The sequence below is a fragment of the Klebsiella sp. KE9456 genome (genome assembly GCF_043832615.1).
Classification (GTDB): Bacteria; Pseudomonadota; Gammaproteobacteria; order Enterobacterales; family Enterobacteriaceae; genus Klebsiella; species Klebsiella indica.
The window spans coordinates 151,493-173,574 of sequence record NZ_JBDYQK010000002.1 but is presented as its reverse complement, the minus strand read 5'-3'; the positions used below and the strand labels follow the sequence as shown (position 1 = coordinate 173,574).

The following is a 22,082-nucleotide window of genomic DNA, read 5'->3' as shown; positions in this document are numbered from 1 at the left end:
TGAAAATGACTATTTTTAATAATTATGAAGTGTGGTTCGTCATCGGTAGCCAGCATCTGTATGGCCCTGAAGCGCTAAGCCAGGTTACGAAACACGCAGAACATGTGGTGAACAGTCTGAATGCGGAAGCCAAACTGCCGTGCAAACTGGTGCTTAAACCGCTGGGCACCACGCCGGATGAGATCACTCATATCTGCCGCGACGCGAACTATGATGATAAGTGCGCCGGGATGGTGGTATGGCTGCATACTTTCTCACCGGCGAAAATGTGGATTAACGGCCTCACTATCCTCAACAAACCGCTGCTGCAGTTCCATACCCAGTACAACGCGGCGCTGCCGTGGGACACTATTGATATGGACTTTATGAACCTGAACCAGACCGCGCACGGCGGCCGCGAGTTCGGCTTTATCGGCGCGCGTATGCGTCAGCAGCACAGCGTGGTAACCGGCCACTGGCAGGATCGCGATGCCCATCAGCGTATCGGGGCATGGATGCGTCAGGCGGTTTCTAAACAAGATACCCGCCATCTGAAAGTGTGCCGTTTCGGCGACAACATGCGCGAAGTGGCGGTTACCGACGGTGATAAAGTCGCCGCGCAGATCAAGTTTGGTTTCTCGGTTAACACCTGGGCGGTTGGCGATCTGGTGCAGGTGGTCAACGCCGTTACCGATGGCGAAATCAGCGCGCTGGTTGATGAGTACGAAAGCAGCTATCGCCTGACGCCTGCGGTACAAATCCACGGCGAAAAGCGGCAGAACCTCCTTGATGCCGCGCGGATTGAACTGGGAATGAAGCGTTTCCTTGAACAAGGTGGATTTCACGCCTTCACCACCACGTTTGAAGATTTACACGGCCTGAAACAGCTTCCAGGGCTCGCCGTACAGCGCCTGATGCAGCAGGGTTATGGCTTTGCCGGCGAAGGCGACTGGAAAACCGCCGCTCTGCTTCGCATCATGAAGGTGATGGCAACCGGTCTGCAGGGCGGCACCTCCTTTATGGAGGATTACACCTACCACTTCGAGAACGGCAACGATCTGGCGCTGGGCTCGCATATGCTGGAAGTTTGCCCGACCATCGCCACCGCCGAGAAACCGATTCTCGACGTCCAGCCGCTGGGCATCGGCGGTAAGGCCGATCCGGCGCGTATCATTTTCAACACCCGGAGCGGTCCGGCGATCGTTGCCAGTCTGATCGATCTCGGCGATCGCTATCGTCTGCTGGTGAATACCATTGAAGCGGTAAAAACTCCGCACGAGCTACCGAAGCTGCCGGTGGCCAATGCCCTGTGGAAAGCGCATCCGGATCTGCGCACCGCCTCCGAGGCCTGGATTATTGCCGGTGGCGCGCATCACACCGTCTTCAGCCAGGCGCTGACGCTCGACGATATGCGCCAGTTTGCCGAACTCCAGGATATCGAGTTGACGGTGATTGATAACGAAACGCGCCTGCCGTCCTTCAAGGATGCGCTGCGCTGGAACGACGTTTATTACGGTTCAAAACGCTAAGCGGCTGTCCCCTCACCCTCTCCCCCTCAACGGGGAGAGAGAACCGATCGCGCGATGTAAGCCCGGGAGAAAAACCCGATCATCCTGCCGATTTTCGCCCTCTCCTTTTGGGAGAGGCCGGGGTGAAGGAAATCTGACTTGCCTGCTATTTCGGAGCACATTATGTTAGAAGATCTCAAACGCCAGGTACTGGAAGCTAATCTGGCCCTGCCAAAGCACAACCTTGTCACGCTGACCTGGGGCAACGTCAGCGCCGTTGACCGTGAACGGGGCGTGCTGGTGATCAAACCCTCCGGCGTCGACTACAGCATAATGACCGCCGAGGATATGGTTGTGGTGAGCCTGGAAACGGGCGAAGTGGTTGAAGGCAATAAGAAACCCTCTTCTGATACGCCAACGCATCGTCTGCTGTATCAGGCATTCCCGACGTTGGGCGGCATCGTCCACACCCATTCCCGTCATGCCACCATCTGGGCGCAGGCCGGGTTGTCGATTCCCGCGACCGGCACCACCCACGCCGACTATTTCTATGGCGCAGTCCCCTGTACTCGCCTGATGACCGACGATGAAATCAACGGTGAATACGAGTGGGAGACCGGGGCGGTGATCGTCGAAACGTTCCGTGAAAAAGGCCTCGATCCGGCGCAAATGCCCGGCGTGCTGGTGCACTCCCACGGGCCGTTTGCCTGGGGGAAAAACGCCGAGGATGCAGTACATAACGCCATCGTGCTGGAAGAGATCGCCTATATGGGCATTTTCTGCCGCCAGCTGGCGCCGCAGTTGCCGGATATGCAGCAGACGCTGCTGGATAAACACTACCTGCGCAAACATGGCGCGAAAGCCTATTACGGGCAGTAGCGGCACAGCATTCCCGGCTCGCGCTGCGCTTAGCCGGGCAACAGGTGCACAGCCGTCTGCGGGACTGGTAGCCCGGACAGGTGCGCAGCGCCGCCTCCGGGAGATAGCGCGCGCCACACCTGTATAAAACCCCAGCATCACGCCATAAACCAGGTTATAATCAGGCCTGGTTTTTATTGATGAGAGCACGGCGTGACGCAGCCACGAGAAGGTTTTTTACTCACCCGTCACTGGCGAGATACCCCGCAGGGCACCGAACTGACGTTCTGGCTGGCGACCGATAATGGCCCGCTGGAGGTTATGCTGCCGCCGCAGGAATCCGTCGCGTTTATCCCTGAATCCCAGCGCGCGCAGGTTGAGCGCCTGCTGCAGGGGGAAAACGGCCTGCGCCTTGCGCCTCTCGCCCTGAAAGATTTTCACCGCCAGCCCGTTTTTGGCCTCTACTGCCGTGCGCATCGCCAGCTTATGCGGCTGGAAAAGAAGCTGCGCGAAAACGGCGTCACGGTATACGAAGGCGATATTCGCCCGCCGGAGCGTTACCTGATGGAACGCTTTATTAACGCGCCTGTATGGGTAGAAGGCGACGCGCGCGGTCGGCAACTGGTCAACGCCCGGATGAAGCCCAATCCCCACTACCGCCCGCCGCTGAAATGGGTTTCGCTGGATATTGAAACCAGCCGTAACGGCGAACTCTACTGCATCGGTCTTGAAGGATGTGGTCAGCGAGTTGTCTATATGCTTGGTCCTGAACCCGCCTCAGCGCCTGCGGTCGATTTCGATCTGCACTACGTCGCCAGCCGCCCGCAACTGCTGGAAAAGCTAAACGCCTGGTTTGCCGTTCACGATCCTGATGTGCTGATCGGCTGGAACGTGGTGCAGTTCGATTTACGCGTTTTACAAAAGCACGCCGAGCGTTACCGTATCCCGCTAATACTCGGCCGCGGCAACAGTGAACTGGAGTGGCGCGAGCACGGTTTTAAAAACGGCGTCTTCTTCGCCCAGGCCAACGGCCGCCTGATTATCGACGGCATTGAAGCGCTTAAATCGGCATTCTGGAACTTCTCCTCTTTTGCGCTGGAGTCGGTCGCCCGCGAACTGCTCGGCGAGGGCAAAGCCATTGATAATCCCTGGGATCGGATGGATGAAATCGACCGCCGTTTTCACCAGGATAAACCAGCGCTGGCTACCTACAACCTGCAGGACTGCGAGCTGGTCACCCGCATCTTCCATAAAACCGAGATCATGCCGTTTTTGCTGGAACGCGCTACGGTCAACGGCCTGCCGGCGGATCGTCACGGCGGCTCGGTAGCGGCCTTCAGCCATCTCTATTTCCCGCGTATGCACCGGCTGGGCTACGTCGCGCCGAACCTCGGCGAAGTGCCGCCGCAGGCCAGTCCCGGCGGCTACGTGATGGACTCACGCCCCGGCCTGTACGACTCGGTGCTGGTACTGGACTATAAGAGCCTGTACCCGTCGATTATCCGCACCTTTCTGATTGACCCGGTGGGGCTGGTTGAAGGGCTGGCGCAGCCCGATGACGCGCACAGCACCGAAGGCTTCCTTGGCGCCCGTTTCTCGCGAGAAAAGCACTGCCTGCCGGGGATTGTCGGGCAAATCTGGCACGGGCGCGACGAGGCCAAACAACATAAAAACAAACCGCTGGCGCAGGCGCTGAAAATAATCATGAATGCCTTCTACGGCGTGCTCGGCACCAGCGCCTGCCGTTTTTTCGATCCGCGTCTGGCCTCATCCATCACTATGCGCGGACACGCGATTATGCGCCAGACCAAAGCGCTGATTGAATCCCGGGGCTATGACGTTATCTATGGCGATACCGACTCCACCTTCGTGTGGCTCAAACGAGCCCATAGCGAAGAGGAGGCCTGCAACATCGGCCGCTCGCTGGTGGCCTTCGTCAACGAATGGTGGGCGACGGCGCTGGGCAAAGAGGAGCTCACCAGCACCCTGGAGCTGGAGTTTGAAACCCACTTCTGTCGCTTTTTAATGCCCACCATTCGCGGCGCCGACACCGGCAGTAAAAAGCGCTATGCCGGGATGATTCAGGAAGAAAACGAACAGCGAATGGTGTTTAAAGGGCTGGAAACGGTGCGTACCGACTGGACGCCGCTGGCCCAGCAGTTTCAGCAGGAGCTCTATCTGCGCATCTTCCGCCATCAGCCCTATCGCGACTATGTGCGCGAGACCATCGATAAGCTAATGAGCGGCGAGTTTGACGATCGGCTGGTCTATCGTAAACGCCTGCGCCGTCCGCTGGTGGAGTATCAGCGTAACGTGCCGCCCCATGTCCGCGCCGCAAGGCTCGCGGATGAGCAAAACGTCAGGCTGGGCAGGCCGCAGCAGTACCAGCAACGCGGCAGCATTAAATACGTCTGGACCCTCAACGGCCCTGAGCCGGTGGATTATCAACAATCACCGCTGGATTATGAGCACTATTTGTCAAAGCAATTACAGCCGGTCGCCGAAGGAATTCTTCCCTTTGTCGACGATGATTTTGCTACAATTGTGACCGGGCAACTGGGCCTATTTTGATATTGCCTTACGCACGCCGCTGGCACAAAAGCCGAAAAATGAAGGGCGAGGAGGTGGTGACGAACGTTCCGCCATCCAGTAATATAGCGCCCTTTCCATTCCCGGACCCAATTTTAACGCATCTTCGATTCTTTCGGAGATAAGCAACTATTGCCTGCAATTAAAGAACTAAAGAGCCGAACATATATGCCTTTTACACTTGGTCAACGCTGGATTAGCGATACAGAGAGCGAACTGGGATTAGGGACGGTCGTTGCCCTGGATGCGCGCATGGTTACCCTGCTTTTCCCCGCCATCGGCGAAAACCGTCTGTACGCACGCAACGACTCCCCCATCACCCGCGTAATGTTTAACCCGGGCGATACCGTCACCAGTCATGAAGGCTGGCAACTCCAGATTGACGAAGTTAAAGAAGAGAATGGCCTGCTGACCTATACCGGAACCCGTCTCGATACCCAGGAAACCAACATCAGCCTGCGGGAAGTCCTGCTCGACAGCAAGCTGGTCTTCAGCAAACCCCAGGATCGTCTGTTTGCCGGGCAAATCGACCGTATGGACCGTTTCGCCCTGCGCTATCGCGCGCGCAAATTTCAGAGCGAACAGTATCGCATGCCCTGGAGCGGTCTGCGCGGCCAGCGTACCAGCCTGATCCCACATCAGCTGAATATCGCCCACGACGTCGGTCGCCGCCACGCGCCCCGCGTCCTGCTGGCGGATGAAGTCGGTTTAGGAAAAACCATTGAAGCCGGGATGATCCTCCATCAGCAGTTGCTCTCCGGCGCTGCCGAACGCGTACTGATCGTGGTACCGGAAACCCTGCAACACCAGTGGCTGGTGGAAATGCTGCGTCGTTTTAACCTGCGCTTTTCCCTGTTTGATGACGAGCGCTACGCCGAAGCCCAGCACGACGCCATTAACCCGTTCGAAACCGAACAACTGGTTATCTGCTCGCTGGATTTTGTGCGCCGCAGTAAACAGCGTCTGGAACATCTGTGTGACGCCGAATGGGATCTGATGGTGGTCGATGAAGCGCACCACCTGGTGTGGAGCGAAGAGTCGCCGAGCCGTGAATACCAGGCCATCGAACAACTGGCGGAACGCGTGCCGGGCATTCTGCTGCTCACCGCCACCCCGGAACAACTGGGGATGGAGAGCCACTTTGCCCGTTTGCGCCTGCTCGATCCCAACCGTTTCCACGATTTCGCCCAGTTTGTTGAAGAACAGCAAAACTACCGTCCGGTTGCCGATGCCGTCGCCCTGCTACTGGCTGGTAAGAAGCTGAACGACGCCGAGCTGAACGCGCTTAGCGACCTGATCGGCGAGCAGGATATTGAACCGTTATTGCAGGCCGCCAATAGCGACCGTGATGACGCGCAGACCGCGCGTCAGGAACTGGTATCCATGCTGATGGACCGCCACGGCACCAGTCGCGTGCTGTTCCGCAACACCCGTAACGGCGTCAAAGGCTTTCCGAAACGCGAACTGCATACGATTCGTCTGCCGTTGCCGACCCAGTACCAGACGGCCATCAAGGTTTCCGGCATCATGGCCGCACGCAAAACCGCAGAGGAACGTGCCCGCGATATGCTCTACCCGGAGCAGATATACCAGGAATTTGAAGGCGATACGGGTACCTGGTGGAACTTCGACCCGCGCGTCGAATGGCTGATGGGCTATCTCACCAGTCATCGCTCGCAGAAAGTGCTGGTGATCTGCGCCAAAGCGGCCACTGCGCTACAGCTGGAGCAGGTGCTGCGTGAGCGCGAAGGTATTCGTGCGGCGGTGTTCCATGAAGGGATGTCCATCATCGAGCGTGACCGCGCCGCCGCCTGGTTTGCCGAAGAAGATACCGGGGCTCAGGTGCTGCTGTGTTCTGAAATCGGCTCCGAAGGGCGTAACTTCCAGTTCGCCAGCAATCTGGTGATGTTCGATCTGCCGTTCAACCCGGATCTGCTGGAGCAGCGTATCGGCCGTCTTGACCGTATCGGCCAGGCCCACGATATTCAGATCCACGTGCCGTATCTGGAAAAAACCGCCCAGTCGGTGCTGGTGCGCTGGTATCACGAGGGACTCGACGCCTTCGAACATACCTGCCCGACCGGTCGCACCGTCTACGATAGCGTGCATAACGAGCTGATTAACTATCTCGCCGCGCCGGAAAACAACGACGGTTTCGATGAGCTAATCAAAACCTGCCGCCAGCAGCACGAAGCGCTGAAAGCGCAACTGGAACAGGGCCGTGACCGTCTGCTGGAGATCCACTCCAACGGCGGTGAAAAAGCCCAGCGGCTTGCGGAAAGAATCGAAGAACAGGACGACGACACCAGCCTGATCGCCTTCTCCATGAACCTGTTTGATATCGTCGGTATCAACCAGGACGATCGCGGCGAAAACCTGATTGTGCTGACCCCGTCCGATCATATGCTGGTCCCGGATTTTCCGGGCCTGCCGGAAGATGGCTGCACCATTACTTTCGAACGTGATGTCGCCCTGTCCCGTGAAGATGCGCAGTTCATCACCTGGGAACACCCGCTGATTATCAACGGTCTGGATCTGATCCTCTCCGGGGATACCGGCAGCAGCACCATCTCGCTGCTGAAAAACAAAGCACTACCGGTAGGAACACTGCTGCTGGAACTGATTTACGTCGTGGAAGCGCAGGCGCCGAAACATCTGCAGCTTAACCGCTTCCTGCCGCCGACGCCGGTGCGCATGCTGCTTGATAAAAACGGCAATAACCTCGCCGGTCAAGTCGAGTTTGAAAGCTTTAACCGCCAGTTGAGCGCCGTTAACCGTCACACCGGGAGTAAACTGGTCAACGCCGTCCAGCAGGATGTGCACGCAATTTTGCTACAGGGCGAGGGCCAGGCGGCAAAAGCGGCCCAGGCGCTGATCGATGCCGCGCGTAGCGAGGCGGACGACAAGCTGAGCGCTGAACTGTCGCGTCTGGAAGCGCTGCGCGCCGTTAACCCGAACATCCGCGATGATGAACTGGCGGCTATCGCGAACAACCGTCAGCAGGTGATGGACGCCCTGGGACAAGCAGGCTGGCGTCTTGATGCGCTGCGCTTAATCGTGGTCACTCACCAGTAACGGAACGCGAATATGGCGATGGAAAACTACAATCCGCCGCAGGATCCCTGGCTGATTATCCTCTACCAGGATGAGCACATTATGGTGGTCAACAAGCCCAGCGGCTTGCTGTCCGTGCCGGGTCGGCTGGAGGAGCACAAGGACAGCGTGATGACGCGCATTCAGCGCGACTTCCCGCAGGCCGAATCGGTGCACCGGCTGGATATGGCCACCAGCGGCGTGATTGTGGTCGCCCTGACCAAAGCGGCAGAGCGCGAACTCAAGCGCCAGTTCCGCGAACGAGAGCCGAAAAAGCAGTACGTCGCCCGCGTGTGGGGGCATCCGGAAAAAGCGCAAGGTCTGGTGGATTTGCCGCTGATTTGCGACTGGCCGAACCGGCCAAAGCAGAAAGTGTGTTACGAAACCGGCAAAGCGGCGCAAACCGAGTATGAAGTGCTGGAATTCACGGAAGATAACACTGCCCGCGTGCGCCTGAAGCCCATTACCGGGCGTTCGCACCAGTTGCGGGTGCATATGCTGGCGCTGGGCCATCCGATTCTCGGCGATCGCTTTTATGCTCCGCCGGAAGCGCTGGCCATGGCACCGCGTCTGTTACTGCACGCCGAAACGCTGACCATTACCCATCCCGCTTACGGTAACGCGATGACGTTCCGCGCGCCGATCGATTTCTGACCGGTCGACGATCTCCGTCCCGGTCGTGCCGCCAGCGGCGCACCCGGGACGCTTATAGTACCTAACAGGAAGCTCGCGTTAATCGCGGGCAAACCACGCATCAATCATCTGTTCAACGCGGGCAACAACCTGCCCGGTTTCGTGACGACGACTACGGGCGCAGGCGTGCGCCGGTTCTTCACACAGCAAGCAACGGCGCTTATCTTCTCCCATCGACTGCCGGCCAACCAGGCCATTTTTCGGGCAGATCACATCAATATCCCACAGACGGCCCAGCGGATGACTCTGCTCCAGATCGGTACAAAACGCTTTGATTTCACTCGCGTTATGTTCAACGCACCACAGCGCTTCCGGCCCGGTCGGCAGCCATAGCACCTGACGGTCCAGGGTGTGCCAGCGGTGTGTCCATAACATCTGGTCACAGGCCTGCAGCGCCACGCCCATCATATTGCGATAGCGAATGCTGTCTTTTACCGCGCCAGGCGTTACCAGGGTCAACGAAATGACCGGCTGTTGATAATGGGCCAGCCAGTCGGCCTGGCGAGCCGCACGCTGCTCTCTCGCCGCCAGCAGCGCCTCCATGCTTACGCCCTCACAGGCGGGACTATCCACCGACATTTGTTTCTCTCCTCATCAATAAAAGACAGCGCTCAGGCGACCGTCGCTCTCACCAATTTCGGCGCTGATTGTATCGCTAAATGCACCGCATTTTGGAGACAGGACGCAGAAATTTTCTGCGTCATTTTGCGATAAATAACAGACTTAATCGTTACAAAAAAGTTAAATCATGCCAGGAAATGACTAAGAAAAAGCAATCCCAGCGAAACATTAATCGCGCCGCCGATTCGCGTGGCAATCTGGGCAAACGGCATCAGATTCATGCGGTTGCCGGACGTCAGAATCGCCACATCGCCGGTACCGCCCTGACCGCTCTGGCAGCAGGAGACAATCGCCACGTCAATCGGGTACATGCCAATCTTTTTCCCTACCAGGAACCCCGTCGCCACCAGCGCCGACACGGTACTGATAATCACCAGCAGATTGGTCACGGTAAATGCGTTAACCAGCTCCTGCCACGGGGTGATCGCCACGCCGACAGCAAACAGAATCGGGTAAGTCACCGCCGTGCGGAAGAACTTATACACCATCTGCGACCCCTCCTGCAGACGCGGAGAGACGCCGTTCGCCAGTTTGAGCAGCACCGCGAGGAACAGCATTCCCACCGGCGCTGGCAAGCCGATCATCTTCTGCCCCAGCATACCCAGCATGTACAGCAGTACCGCCAACAGCGCGCCGGACGCCAGCGTCGTCACATCCATTTTGCCCTCGGCAGCCTTTTCACCCTGTATCTCGTTGCGGCGGTTTGGCATCAGTTGCCCTTCACCGGTTAAATGCGGGAAGCGTTTACCCAACTGATTCAAGCCGCCGGATATAACAATCGCGGTCAGACTCCCCAGCATCACCATCGGCAGAATCCGACCTAAAGCAACGCCCTGTTCCATATGCATCAGCGCGGCGTAGCCAATTGACAGTGGTATCGCGCCTTCCCCTACGCCACCGGCCATAATTGGCAACACAATAAAGAAGAATACCTGAAACGGCTCCAGACCCAGCACGGTACCGACGCCGACCCCCACCAGCATGCCAACGATTTCCCCACACAGCATCGGCAAGAAAATCCGCAAAAAACCCTGAATCAGCGTGGTACGGTTCATGCTCATAATGCTGCCGACGATAATGCAGCAAATATAGAGATAGAGAATGTTGGTCGATTTATAGAATTTGGTGGTTGATTCCACTACCACATCCGGCAGCAGTCCGTAATGCACCAGCGCCGAAGGAATAAAGGTCGCGCAGATGGCCGCCGCCCCGAGCTTCCCCAGCACCGGCAGGCGTTTACCAAATTCGCCGCAGGCAAAACCGAAAAAAGCCAGTGTCGCCACCATAACCACAATATCGCTCGGTAGCTTGCCGCCCAGACAATCTATCGCGATCAGGCCGCCGGCCAGCAAAAACAGCGGCAAGGGGATAATACCGACTTTCCAGTTATCAAGAATGTGCCACCAGCGCTGTTTTAGCGGTGCTTTCGGCGTATTAATAGGATCGATGGTTGCAGGGAATGCGTTGTCTGTGGTGCTCATGATTAAGCCCTCTGATTATTATTCCTTTGCAGATTAGAGCGCCACGCACAGACTTAATGTGAGGATCAACAGATTAAAAACGAAGTTTTTATGGTCACTATGGTTTTTATGGTTTTTATTATTGGTGTGATATCGCGCTGATTTATTGGCGTGGTTTTTATGGTTTTTAAATCCGTGGCCGAATTCACCTTGATAAATCACCGCCAGCGGATAATGCTGGTACCAAGCACCTGCCCTGCGTGGACGCTCAAAAGTTTCCCTCAAGAACCCTGTTGGCATTGCAAAAGATGATCGCCTGCCGCCACTCTGATATTGTGCATAATACTTATGAAAGTTTCATTTCAATTTAAGTTATTCATTTCGTTGGTCGCCTTTTTCTCAGTGCTGTTCTCACTGTTCGGCGTTTATTATTATTTCGACGCCAGCCATCAGCTTTATCAGGAAATGAGCGCCCGGGCGAAAATACAGGCAGAAGAAATCGCCCTGATGCCGGATTTACGTCAGTGGGTGGCGCGTGAAGACGCTCAAGCCATCAAACCGTTTATGCAACATATCGCCAGCCGCAGCGACGCCAGTTTTATTGTGATTGGCGACAAGCATGGCCTGCATCTGTTTCATTCGGTCCATCCGGAATGGGTTGGCACCCGGCTGGTTGGCGGCGATAACCGGGCCGTACTGGAGGGGAAAAGCATCACCACCATCCGTAAAGGCGGGCTGGGGGTTTCCCTGCGCAGCAAAGCGCCCGTTTTCAATGACGCAGGCCAGGTTATCGGGATTGTTTCCGTCGGCTACCTCACCAGCTATCTCGACAGCATTACGCTGGAAAAAGCGCTCAATCTCTTTATCGCCGCATTGATACTGCTGATCGCACTGTTTGTATTCTCCTGGTACTTCACCCGCAGCATCAAAAAACAGATTTTTTCGCTGGAACCACGCGAAATCGGCCTGCTGGTTCGCCAGCAAAAAGCAATGATGGAATCGATATACGAAGGCGTGATTGCGATCGATCATAATCGGCGCATTGAAGTGATTAACCACGCTGCCCGCAGCCTGCTCGGGCTGACCCAGCCCGCGCACCAACTGCGCGGTAAATCAATCGATAGCGTCATTACCCCACAGCCGTTTTTCACCGGCGATGAGATGCTCGAAAACGATACTCACGATGAGTTGTGCCGATTTAACCAGCTTACCGTCCTCGCCAGCCGGGTACGCATCATGCTGGAAAATGCGCTACAGGGTTGGGTGATTACCTTCCGCGATCGCGATGAAATTAACTCCCTTAGCGCCCAGCTCAGCCAGGTAAAACGCTATGTCGATAACTTGCGTATTATGCGTCACGAGCAGCTAAACCGTATGACGACGCTTTCCGGTCTACTGCATATGGGCCACTATGATGAGGCGATTCGCTATATTCAGGCCCAGTCGGAACACGCCCAGGAACTGCTGGACTTTATCTCATCGCGTTTTCATTCCCCGACGCTGTGCGGCCTGCTATTGGGTAAAGCCGCCCGCGCACGGGAGAAAGGGGTGGAACTCAGCTTTGACCCCGCCTGCCGTATTGACCGCCCGCTGCCGTCATTGATGGAGTCTGAACTTATCTCTATCATCGGTAATTTGCTGGATAACGCCATTGAGGCCACCCAGCGCGCTGCGACGCCGCACGAAGCGGTCGAGATCCTGATTCAGCTTAATGCCCGGGAATTGATCATTGAGGTGGCTGACCGCGGGATCGGTATTCGCCCGGAAATCCGCGAGCGCATTTTTGAACGCGGCATCACAACCAAAACCCGTGGCGATCATGGTATTGGTCTTTATCTTATTGAGCACTATGTCACCCAGGCTGGCGGCACGATTGAAGTGGCCGATAACACGCCGCGCGGCGCGATTTTCACGCTGTTTATTCCCGCCAACGGGCCAGCCCTTCCGCAACAAGAGACGCACTATGCATCATGACCTGGTCGATGTACTGATCATCGAAGATGAAAGCGAACTGGCGCGGCTGCACGCCGAGCTTATCCACAAACACCCGCGCATGCGACTCACGGGAATGGCGGCATCCCTCGCCCAGGCGCGGCAGATACTCAACGCCAGGCCGCCGCAGCTGCTACTGCTTGATAACTACCTGCCGGACGGAAAAGGCGTCACCCTGATGAACGACCCCATTCTGGCCCAGGCTAACTGTTCGGTGATTTTTATTACCGCCGCCAGTGACATGGAAACCTGCAGTCTGGCAATCCGCAACGGTGCTTTCGACTACATCCTCAAGCCGGTGTCATGGAAGCGTCTGAGCCAGTCGCTTGAACGGTTCGTGCAGTTCTACGATCAACAGCGCGAATGGAAGATTGTCGACCAGCAGAACGTTGATTCACTGTATCAGTTGCAGGCGAAAAACTTCCGCGCCGATAGCGGCAGCAAAGGCATTGAAGAAAAAACCCTGGCGCGGGTGCAAAACCTGTTTACCGACAGAGAAGATCGCTGCTTTTCGGTTGATGAAGTGGTGAATGAGGCGGGGTTAAGTAAAACCACCGCCCGACGCTATCTGGAACACTGCGTGGAAATCGGCTTTCTGGATGTGGAAATGCTATACGGCAAAATCGGCCATCCGCGGCGGATGTACCGCCGCGCCGTCGGCACATCGTAACGCCGTCTCCCGCGCCGGGGAGAGGGCGGTAATTCAGAATCCGCGCTGCTCTTTAATAAGCTCCCAGGCTTTCTGGATCTCTTGCGCTTTCTGCTTGGCCATCTCCATCATCTCCGGCGGCAAGCCTTTCGCCACCAGTTTATCCGGATGGTGTTCGTTCATCAGTTTACGATAGGCGCGCTTAACGGTCGCGGCGTCATCAGTGGGCTTTACCCCTAATACGTTACAGGCATCTTCAAGGGTTGGCCCTCGCTGCGCCTGCTGCCAACCGGCATGGCCGCCGCGCTGGCCATACGATTGCTGCTGCGACTCACCGCCAAACTGCGCGCCGCCCTGCATCATACGCAGGAACTGATCGAACTGGGCGCGGGAAATCCCCAGCTCATCGGCAATAACAAACAGCACTTCACGCTCATTCGGATGCAACTCGCCATCGGCGAAGGCGGTTTGCAACTGAATTTCCAGAAACATCCGAATTAAATCAAAGCGCCCAAAACAGACGCTACGCAGCTGACGCATTTTCTCGCGCAGCGGATAATCATCTGATTTTCCGACCCGAAATGCCTGCTGTGCCGCGGTACGCGCTTCGCCATGCAGATTCATCCGATCCATCATCAGACTGGCGACATGAATATCCGCTTCAGTGACACGCCCTTTCGATTTGGTCAGATGCCCCATCACTTCAAAAGTGGTGGAAAAAAACAGCGACTGGCGCTCCTGCTGGTTGGCAAACACATTCAAACGGCGACTACGTGCACGGTCAAACATATGCCCGACTAAGAAGCCCAGCACCACGCCCCAGAAGCCGCCCCCCATCATCAACGCCACCGCAACGCCAATTATTTTCCCCAAATACTGCATAGACTCCCCAATCTCTCAGCCGCCAGTTAAGCTATATCTGACCGCACATTACAAAGCGCTGACGCCTCGGTCAATTATGGGACATAGCCTATAATTTGCTTTATCATACTCGTCATTCTACACGGTGCCTAACGCTCGGGAATAAAACGGGCCGGATTAACACTAGCGCGATTAAGATGAGTACGTTAGGCTCTGACCGTTTGCAAGCCGCTGCTACATGATGACGGAACAACAAATACAACGTATGAAAAAACGTATTCCCAGCCTACTGGCAACCATGATTGCCAGCGCCTTGTATAGCCAACAAGGCTTCGCTGCCGATCTCGCCACGCAGTGTATGCTTGGCGTCCCTGCCTATACACGTCCTTTGGTTGAAGGGAAGCCCAACGACCTGCCGGTGACGATTAATGCCGATCACGCGAAAGGCAACTATCCTGATAATGCCGTATTTACCGGCAACGTTGATATTAATCAGGGGAACAGCCGTCTCCAGGCCGATGAGGTTCAGCTTCATCAGCAGCAGGCCGCAGGCCAGGCGCAACCCGTACGCACGATTGACGCCCTCGGCCATGTTCACTATGACGACAATCAGGTGATCCTGAAAGGGCCGAAGGCCTGGTCGAATCTGAACACCAAAGATACTAACGTCTGGCAGGGCGATTACCAAATGGTGGGTCGTCAGGGCCGCGGCAGCGCTGACCTGATGAAGCAGCGCGGCGAAAACCGCTATACGATATTAGAAAACGGCAGCTTTACCTCCTGCCTGCCAGGGTCTGACACCTGGAGCGTCGTCGGCAGCGAAGTTATCCACGACCGCCAGGAGCAGGTGGCGGAAATCTGGAACGCGCGGTTTAAACTCGGCTCGGTGCCGATTTTTTACAGCCCTTACCTGCAACTGCCGGTAGGCGATAAACGCCGCTCAGGCTTCCTGATCCCGAACGCCAAATACAGTACCAAAAACGGCGTGGAGTTCTATCTTCCTTACTACTGGAATATCGCGCCTAACTTCGATGCCACGTTGACCCCGCACTACATGAGCAAGCGCGGCGGCGTCATGTGGGAAAACGAGTTCCGCTATCTCACCGAGGCGGGCACCGGCCTGCTGGAGTTCGATTATCTGCCATCGGATAGCATTTATCGCAACGATCACCCGGACGACGGCAACAGCCGCCGCTGGTTGTTCTACTGGAAGCATTCCGGCGTTATCGACCAGGTGTGGCGTCTGAATGCCGACTACACCAAAGTCAGCGATCCCGATTACTTCAACGATTTTAGCTCCAAATACGGTTCCAGTACCGACGGCTACGCCACGCAAAAACTGAGCGCGGGCTACGCCAATCAGAACTTTGACGCCACCGTGTCGACGAAGCAGTTCCAGGTCTTTAACCGGGAATCAAGTAACGCCTATTCCGCCGAACCGCAGCTGGATGTCAATTATTATCAGAACGATGTCGGCCCGTTTGATACCCATCTTTATGGCCAGGCGGTGCACTTTGTTAACTCAAACAGCAATATGCCGGAAGCCACCCGGGTTCACTTTGAACCGACCATCGATCTGCCGCTGTCTAACGGCTGGGGAAGTCTCGATACCGAGGCAAAACTGCTGGCAACGCATTATCAGCAGAGCAACCTTGATACTTATAACGCAGCCAACGGGACTGACTATAAAGATTCCGTTAACCGCGTCATGCCGCAGTTTAAAGTCGATGGCAAAATGGTTTTCGAGCGCGATATGCAAGAGAACTATACCCAGACGCTTGAACCGCGCGTGCAGTATCTGTATATCCCCTATCGTGACCAGAGCAAGATCGGCAGCTACGACTCCACGCTGCTGCAATCGGACTACAATGGCCTGTTCCGCGACCGCACCTATAGCGGCCTCGACCGTATTGCTTCGGCCAATCAGCTGACTACCGGCGTCACATCGCGCGTTTATGATTCCGCCGCCGTTGAACGTTTTAATATTTCCGTTGGTCAAATCTACTATTTCACCGAGGCACGAACCGGTGACGACAACATCAACTGGGAGAACAACGACACGCGAGGTTCACTGGTATGGGCTGGCGACACCTACTGGCGCATCACCGATGACTGGGGTTTACGCGGGGGCATTCAGTACGATACGCGTCTGGATAACGTCGCAACCGGCAACGGAACCGTGGAATACCGTCGCGACGAAAACCGTTTAGTACAACTTAACTACCGTTACGCAAGCCCGGAGTACATTCAGGCGACACTGCCTTCGTATTCCACCGCTAAGCAGTATAAAGATGGGATTTCGCAGGTAGGTATCACCGCCAGCTGGCCAATCGTCGATCGTTGGGCTGTCGTCGGCGCGTACTACTACGACACGAATACCAGAAAATCAGCGAACCAGATGTTAGGGGTGCAGTATAGCTCCTGCTGTTACGCTATCCGCGTCGGCTATGAACGCAAGATCAACGGCTGGGATAACGACAGCAGCGAAAGCAAATACGATAATACCTTCGGCTTTAACATTGAGCTGCGTGGTCTGAGTTCCAACTACGGTCTCGGCACCCAACAAATGCTGCGTTCGAACATTTTACCGTACCAGAGCTCCCTGTGATGTGGCTGGTTTACAACGTAATCCGCAATTGCGGTTAATTGAAATGGAAAAAGTATGAAGAACTGGAAAACGCTGCTTCTCGGTATCGCCATGATCGCGAATACCAGTTTCGCTGCCCCACAGGTTATCGATAAAGTAGCGGCTGTCGTCAATAATGGCGTTGTTCTGGAAAGCGACGTCGATGGTTTGATGCAATCGGTAAAACTTAACGCCCACCAGGCCGGGCAGCAGTTGCCGGATGACGCAACCTTACGTCATCAGATCCTCGAACGGCTGATCATGGACCAGATCATTCTGCAGATGGGCCAGAAAATGGGCGTGAAGATCTCTGACGATCAGCTCGACCAGGCCATCGCCAACATCGCCAAACAAAACAATATGACCATGGATCAGATGCGTAGCCGTCTGGCCTATGACGGGATCAACTACAACACCTATCGTAATCAAATTCGCAAAGAGATGTTGATTGCGGAAGTGCGTAACAATGAAGTTCGTCGTCGCATCACCATTCTGCCGCAGGAAGTGGAAACGCTGGCCAAACAGATTGGCGATCAGAACGATGCCAGCACTGAACTGAACCTTAGCCACATCCTGATCCCGCTGCCGGAAAATCCAACTTCCGAGCAGGTTGCCGCTGCGCAGGCGCAGGCAAACTCGGTGGTTGAGCAGGCGCGCAACGGCGCAGACTTCGGCAAACTGGCTATTACCTATTCTGCCGACCAGCAGGCGCTGAAAGGCGGCCAGATGGGATGGGGGCGTATTCAGGAGCTGCCAGGCATCTTTGCTCAGGCGCTGAGTACCGCGAAGAAAGGCGATATTGTTGGCCCGATTCGTTCCGGCGTTGGCTTCCATATCCTGAAGGTTAACGATATGCGCGGCGGCAACCAGAACATCTCGGTCACCGAAGTTCACGCTCGACATATCCTGCTGAAACCGTCGCCGATTATGAACAACGATCAGGCACGCGAGAAGCTGGAGCAGATCGCGGCTGACATTAAGAGCGGTAAAACCACCTTCGCTCAGGCAGCGAAAGCGTTTTCCGAAGATCCGGGTTCCGCCAACCAGGGCGGTGATTTAGGCTGGGCGGCGCCGGATGTCTTCGATCCGGCGTTCCGCGATGCGCTGATGCATCTCAACAAAGGTCAGATCAGCGCCCCGGTTCGCTCCTCTTTCGGCTGGCACCTGATTCAGCTGCTGGATACCCGCAAAGTTGACAAAACCGATGCCGCGCAAAAAGACCGCGCTTACCGCATGCTGATGAACCGCAAATTCTCTGAAGAAGCGGCCACCTGGATGCAGGAACAGCGCGCCAGCGCCTACGTTAAGATTCTGAACAACTAATCGCATAAGCCTCATACACAACATCGTTCAGGGTGTATCGAGGCGGCTAAGCGAATCGCCCCGGCCTTTGACCGGGGTGACGAAGCGCAGCCAGTAAGAGATCGTCTGAAGGATGAAGTGTATGAATCGCGTTGTTATCACTCCCGGCGAACCCGCAGGGATTGGCCCCGACCTCGTGGTGCAGCTTGCACAGCGCGACTGGCCGGTCGAACTGGTCGTTTGCGCCGACGGCGCGCTGTTGTCTGACAGAGCAAAGCTGCTCGGTCTCTCTTTATCCCTTTTGCCTTACGAACCCACGCAGCCGGCGACACCGCAACGCGCAGGTACCCTGACGCTGCTTCCCGTCGCCCTCAATGCGCCGGTTGAACCGGGCGTGCTCAACGTCAAAAACGGCGGTTATGTGGTCGACACGCTGGCTCGCGCCTGCGATGGTTGCCTGAACGGCGAATTCGCCGCGCTGATTACCGGGCCGGTGCATAAAGGTATTATCAACGACGCGGGAATCCCCTTTACCGGCCATACTGAGTTCTTCGAAGCGCGTTCACAGGCCAGTAAAGTGGTCATGATGCTGGCAACCGAAGCGCTTCGCGTGGCGTTGGTGACCACCCATCTGCCGCTCAAAGCGGTAAGCGAGGCGATCACCCCCGAGCTGCTGCGCGAAATCATCACCATCCTCGATCATGATTTGCGCAGCAAATTTGGCATCAAGGACCCGCACGTACTGGTTTGCGGCCTGAACCCGCATGCGGGTGAAGGCGGCCATATGGGCACGGAAGAGATCGATACGATAATTCCGGTGCTGGAAGAGATGCGCGCGAAGGGCATGAACCTCAGCGGCCCGTTACCGGCGGATACCCTGTTTCAGGCAAAATATCTCGACCATGCCGATGCGGTACTCGCGATGTATCACGATCAGGGCCTGCCCGTGCTAAAATACCAGGGCTTTGGCCGCGGCGTGAATATTACGCTCGGTTTACCTTTTATTCGCACTTCCGTTGACCACGGTACCGCGCTTGAACTTGCGGGCCAGGGGAAAGCGGAAGTCGGCAGTTTTATCACGGCGCTTAATCTCGCCATCAAAATGATTGTTAATACTCAATGAATAATCGAGTCCATCAGGGCCACTTAGCCCGTAAACGCTTCGGGCAAAACTTTCTCAACGATCGCTTCGTGATCGACAGCATTGTCTCGGCCATCAATCCACAAAAAGGTCAGGCAATGGTTGAAATCGGCCCCGGCCTCGCCGCGCTGACCGAGCCGGTCGGCGAACGCCTCGACCAGTTGACCGTCATCGAGCTGGACCGCGATCTGGCCGCCCGTCTGCAAACCCACCCGTTTCTCGGGCCAAAGCTGACGATTTATCAGCAGGATGCCATGACCATGAACTTCGGCGAGCTGTCCCGGAGCCTGGGCCAGCCGCTGCGCGTTTTCGGCAACCTGCCATATAACATCTCAACGCCGCTCATGTTTCATCTGTTCAGCTATACTGATGCCATTGCCGATATGCACTTTATGCTACAAAAAGAGGTGGTCAATCGTCTGGTCGCCGGGCCGAACAGTAAGGCGTATGGTCGGTTAAGCGTAATGGCGCAGTATTACTGCCAGATAATCCCGGTGCTTGAAGTGCCGCCGAGCGCCTTTACGCCGCCGCCTAAAGTCGATTCCGCCGTCGTACGTCTGGTGCCTTACCGCACATTGCCCCATCCGGTAAAAGAAGTACGCGTGCTGAGCCGTATTACGACCGAGGCGTTTAACCAGCGGCGCAAAACCATCCGCAACAGCCTTGGTAATCTGTTCAGCATAGAGGTTCTGAGCGAACTGGGCATCGATCCGGCAATGCGCGCAGAGAATATTTCCGTGGCGCAGTACTGTCAGCTAGCTAACTGGTTATCCGATCATCCCCCTGTCAAGGAGAGCTAACCATGATTAATTCGCCCCGAATGTGTGTGCAGGTGCAAAGCGTCTATATCGAATCGCAATCTTCCCCGGAAGAAGAGCGCTACGTCTTCGCTTATACCGTCACCATTCGCAATCTGGGGCGGACTCAGGTTCAGCTTCTTGGCCGCTACTGGCTTATCACCAACGGTCATGGTCGTGAGACCGAAGTTCAGGGGGAAGGGGTTGTCGGCGAACAGCCATATATTCCCGCTGGCGGCGAATTTCAATACACCAGCGGCGCGGTTATCGAAACGCCGCTGGGCACCATGCAGGGTCATTATGAAATGATCGATGTGAACGGTACGCCGTTCGCCATTGAAATCCCTGTTTTCCGTCTCGCAGTACCAACGCTCATCCATTAAAACAATGTCTACATACCTTATTGGCGACGTTCACGGTTGTTACGATGAATTGATCGCATTATTAGAGCAGGTGGAGTTTAATCCTGAGGTTGATACCCTGTGGCTCACCGGCGATCTGGTCGCGCGCGGTCCCGGTTCTCTCGAAGTGCTGCGTTTCGTGAAACAGCTTGGCGATAGCGTACGCATCGTCCTGGGTAATCACGATCTTCATCTGCTGGCGGTTTTCGCCGGTATCAGCCGCAATAAGCCGAAGGATCGGCTAAAAGCACTGCTTGAAGCGCCTGATGCCGATGAGTTGCTCAACTGGCTGCGTCGCCAGCCGATGATGCAAATCGATGAAGAGAAAAAGCTGGTGATGACCCATGCCGGGATTACCCCGCAATGGGATCTGGCCACCGCCAGACAGTGCGCTCGCGATGTGGAAGCGGTGCTGTCCAGCGACTCCTACCCGTTCTTCCTCGACGCCATGTACGGCGATATGCCAAATAACTGGAGCAATGAACTCAGCGGCCTGGCGCGCCTGCGCTTTATTTCCAACGCCTTTACCCGCATGCGCTACTGTTTTCCGAACGGGCAACTGGATATGTACGCCAAAGAGGCGCCGGAAAACGCCCCCGCGCCGCTAAAACCGTGGTTTGCCATTCCTGGCCCGGTGGCCAGCGAATACAGCATTGCTTTCGGTCATTGGGCTTCGCTGGAAGGAAAAGGCACGCCGGAAGGGATCTATGCGCTGGATACCGGCTGCTGCTGGGGCGGGGATCTCACCTGCCTGCGCTGGGAAGATAAACGCTACTTTGTGCAGCCGTCGAACCGTCATCTTGATTCAGGCAAAGGCGAAGCGGTAAACGCCTGAGTCTTATGTTGTCGGCTGGATAAGGCGTTTACGCCGCTATCCGGCATTCACGCCACATCATTATCTGAGATAGCTGCTTATCAGGCCGACAAATCTGCATGACCACGACCGATTAACGACGTTCCAGAATCTCGAAACAGTAGCTATGAGAGTTCTGCGCGTCGGCGTCGTGGAACTCACTGAATACGGACTCCCACTGATCCGGATCGTAATCCGGGAAGTGGGTATCACCCTCGACTTCCGCGTCAATATGCGTCAGATAGAGCTTGTGCGCTTTCGGCAGAAACTGTTCATAAACACGACCGCCGCCAATCACCATCATCTCTTCGACATCGCCGCAGGCGGCAATGGCTTCATCAACCGATTTTACCCACTGTACGCGTTCGTCGGTGCCTGGCTGGCTGCTGATAACAATATTTTTACGCCCGGGTAAAGGGCGACCAATGGATTCCCAGGTCAGACGCCCCATCACTACCGGTTTGTTTAACGTGTTGCGCTTAAACCAGGCGAGATCGGCGGGCACATTCCACGGCATGGCGTTTTCCATACCGATAACGCGATCGACCGCTAACGCCGCAATAAGACTGATCATTGATTAATTCCCGAATACAAAAAATTGCCGCCACTATACGGAAAGCGTAATACTTCGTCGACTGGACAGAGAGTAAAGAATAAGG

General features: G+C 55.9%; 17 protein-coding genes. 13 read left to right on the top strand and 4 right to left on the bottom strand.

Features of this window, described 5'->3' with window-relative positions; genetic code table 11:
• Window positions 1-5 precede the first annotated feature (5 nt).
• The 5 genes from araA to rluA all read left to right on the top strand — a co-directional run bounded on the left by araA (window position 6) and on the right by rluA (window position 8,681).
• Window positions 6-1,508 (top strand): L-arabinose isomerase, encoded by a 1,503-nt coding sequence (gene araA, locus ABK821_RS03035; protein ID WP_138361925.1) that lies wholly within the window; start codon window positions 6-8, stop codon window positions 1,506-1,508.
• Window positions 1,509-1,670: 162 nt separating this feature from the next.
• A complete protein-coding gene (gene araD, locus ABK821_RS03030) occupies window positions 1,671-2,366 on the top strand; it encodes an L-ribulose-5-phosphate 4-epimerase (RefSeq protein ID WP_343177935.1) in 696 nt (231 codons plus the stop codon).
• Between the two features lie 192 nt (window positions 2,367-2,558).
• The gene (gene polB, locus ABK821_RS03025; protein ID WP_343177936.1) at window positions 2,559-4,916 is read left to right on the top strand and encodes a DNA polymerase II; all 2,358 of its coding nucleotides are present in this window, start codon (window positions 2,559-2,561) and stop codon (window positions 4,914-4,916) included.
• Window positions 4,917-5,102: 186 nt separating this feature from the next.
• Window positions 5,103-8,009, top strand: coding sequence for an RNA polymerase-associated protein RapA (gene rapA, locus ABK821_RS03020; protein ID WP_343177937.1), 2,907 nt, complete (start codon window positions 5,103-5,105; stop codon window positions 8,007-8,009).
• A 12-nt stretch (window positions 8,010-8,021) separates the two neighbouring features.
• Window positions 8,022-8,681 (top strand): bifunctional tRNA pseudouridine(32) synthase/23S rRNA pseudouridine(746) synthase RluA, encoded by a 660-nt coding sequence (gene rluA / locus ABK821_RS03015; protein WP_138361921.1) that lies wholly within the window; start codon window positions 8,022-8,024, stop codon window positions 8,679-8,681.
• Window positions 8,682-8,759: 78 nt separating this feature from the next.
• Here the strand turns inward: rluA and citX are convergent, their stop codons facing one another.
• Together citX and ABK821_RS03005 are read right to left on the bottom strand one after the other, a co-directional pair.
• Entirely contained in the window at window positions 8,760-9,299 is a 540-nt protein-coding gene (gene citX, locus ABK821_RS03010) for a citrate lyase holo-[acyl-carrier protein] synthase (protein WP_138361920.1), read from the bottom strand.
• A gap of 167 nt (window positions 9,300-9,466) precedes the next feature.
• On the bottom strand, window positions 9,467-10,822 hold the full coding sequence (locus tag ABK821_RS03005) for a 2-hydroxycarboxylate transporter family protein (RefSeq protein WP_138361919.1): 1,356 nt from the start codon (window positions 10,820-10,822) through the stop codon (window positions 9,467-9,469).
• 327 nt (window positions 10,823-11,149) lie between these two features.
• Here ABK821_RS03005 and ABK821_RS03000 point away from each other — a divergent pair, with 327 nt between their 5' ends.
• Together ABK821_RS03000 and ABK821_RS02995 are read left to right on the top strand one after the other, a co-directional pair.
• Entirely contained in the window at window positions 11,150-12,775 is a 1,626-nt protein-coding gene (locus tag ABK821_RS03000; RefSeq protein ID WP_343177938.1) for a sensor histidine kinase, read from the top strand.
• Window positions 12,765-13,463, top strand: a complete 699-nt coding sequence (locus ABK821_RS02995) for a response regulator (RefSeq protein WP_142503027.1) — start codon at window positions 12,765-12,767, stop codon at window positions 13,461-13,463. The genes ABK821_RS03000 and ABK821_RS02995 overlap by 11 nt, the downstream gene beginning before the upstream one ends.
• A gap of 33 nt (window positions 13,464-13,496) precedes the next feature.
• Here ABK821_RS02995 and djlA read toward each other — a convergent pair whose 3' ends face one another.
• The gene (gene djlA / locus ABK821_RS02990) at window positions 13,497-14,324 is read right to left on the bottom strand and encodes a co-chaperone DjlA (protein WP_138361916.1); all 828 of its coding nucleotides are present in this window, start codon (window positions 14,322-14,324) and stop codon (window positions 13,497-13,499) included.
• Window positions 14,325-14,568: 244 nt separating this feature from the next.
• Here djlA and lptD point away from each other — a divergent pair, with 244 nt between their 5' ends.
• The 6 genes from lptD to apaH all read left to right on the top strand — a co-directional run bounded on the left by lptD (window position 14,569) and on the right by apaH (window position 21,405).
• Window positions 14,569-16,911, top strand: a complete 2,343-nt coding sequence (lptD, locus tag ABK821_RS02985) for an LPS assembly protein LptD (RefSeq protein WP_142503028.1) — start codon at window positions 14,569-14,571, stop codon at window positions 16,909-16,911.
• Window positions 16,912-16,965: 54 nt separating this feature from the next.
• The gene (surA, locus tag ABK821_RS02980) at window positions 16,966-18,252 is read left to right on the top strand and encodes a peptidylprolyl isomerase SurA (RefSeq protein WP_308561899.1); all 1,287 of its coding nucleotides are present in this window, start codon (window positions 16,966-16,968) and stop codon (window positions 18,250-18,252) included.
• Window positions 18,253-18,373: 121 nt separating this feature from the next.
• On the top strand, window positions 18,374-19,354 hold the full coding sequence (gene pdxA, locus ABK821_RS02975; protein WP_138361913.1) for a 4-hydroxythreonine-4-phosphate dehydrogenase PdxA: 981 nt from the start codon (window positions 18,374-18,376) through the stop codon (window positions 19,352-19,354).
• Window positions 19,351-20,172, top strand: a complete 822-nt coding sequence (gene rsmA, locus ABK821_RS02970; protein WP_138361912.1) for a 16S rRNA (adenine(1518)-N(6)/adenine(1519)-N(6))-dimethyltransferase RsmA — start codon at window positions 19,351-19,353, stop codon at window positions 20,170-20,172. Before pdxA ends, rsmA begins: the two co-directional genes overlap by 4 nt.
• 2 nt (window positions 20,173-20,174) lie before the next feature.
• Window positions 20,175-20,552, top strand: a complete 378-nt coding sequence (gene apaG / locus ABK821_RS02965; RefSeq protein WP_138361911.1) for a Co2+/Mg2+ efflux protein ApaG — start codon at window positions 20,175-20,177, stop codon at window positions 20,550-20,552.
• A 4-nt stretch (window positions 20,553-20,556) separates the two neighbouring features.
• Entirely contained in the window at window positions 20,557-21,405 is an 849-nt protein-coding gene (gene apaH, locus ABK821_RS02960; RefSeq protein WP_138361910.1) for a bis(5'-nucleosyl)-tetraphosphatase (symmetrical) ApaH, read from the top strand.
• Window positions 21,406-21,517: 112 nt separating this feature from the next.
• On the opposite strand, the gene folA is transcribed toward apaH, so the two are convergent.
• Window positions 21,518-21,997, bottom strand: a complete 480-nt coding sequence (gene folA / locus ABK821_RS02955) for a type 3 dihydrofolate reductase (protein ID WP_138361909.1) — start codon at window positions 21,995-21,997, stop codon at window positions 21,518-21,520.
• Window positions 21,998-22,082: the final 85 nt, after the last annotated feature.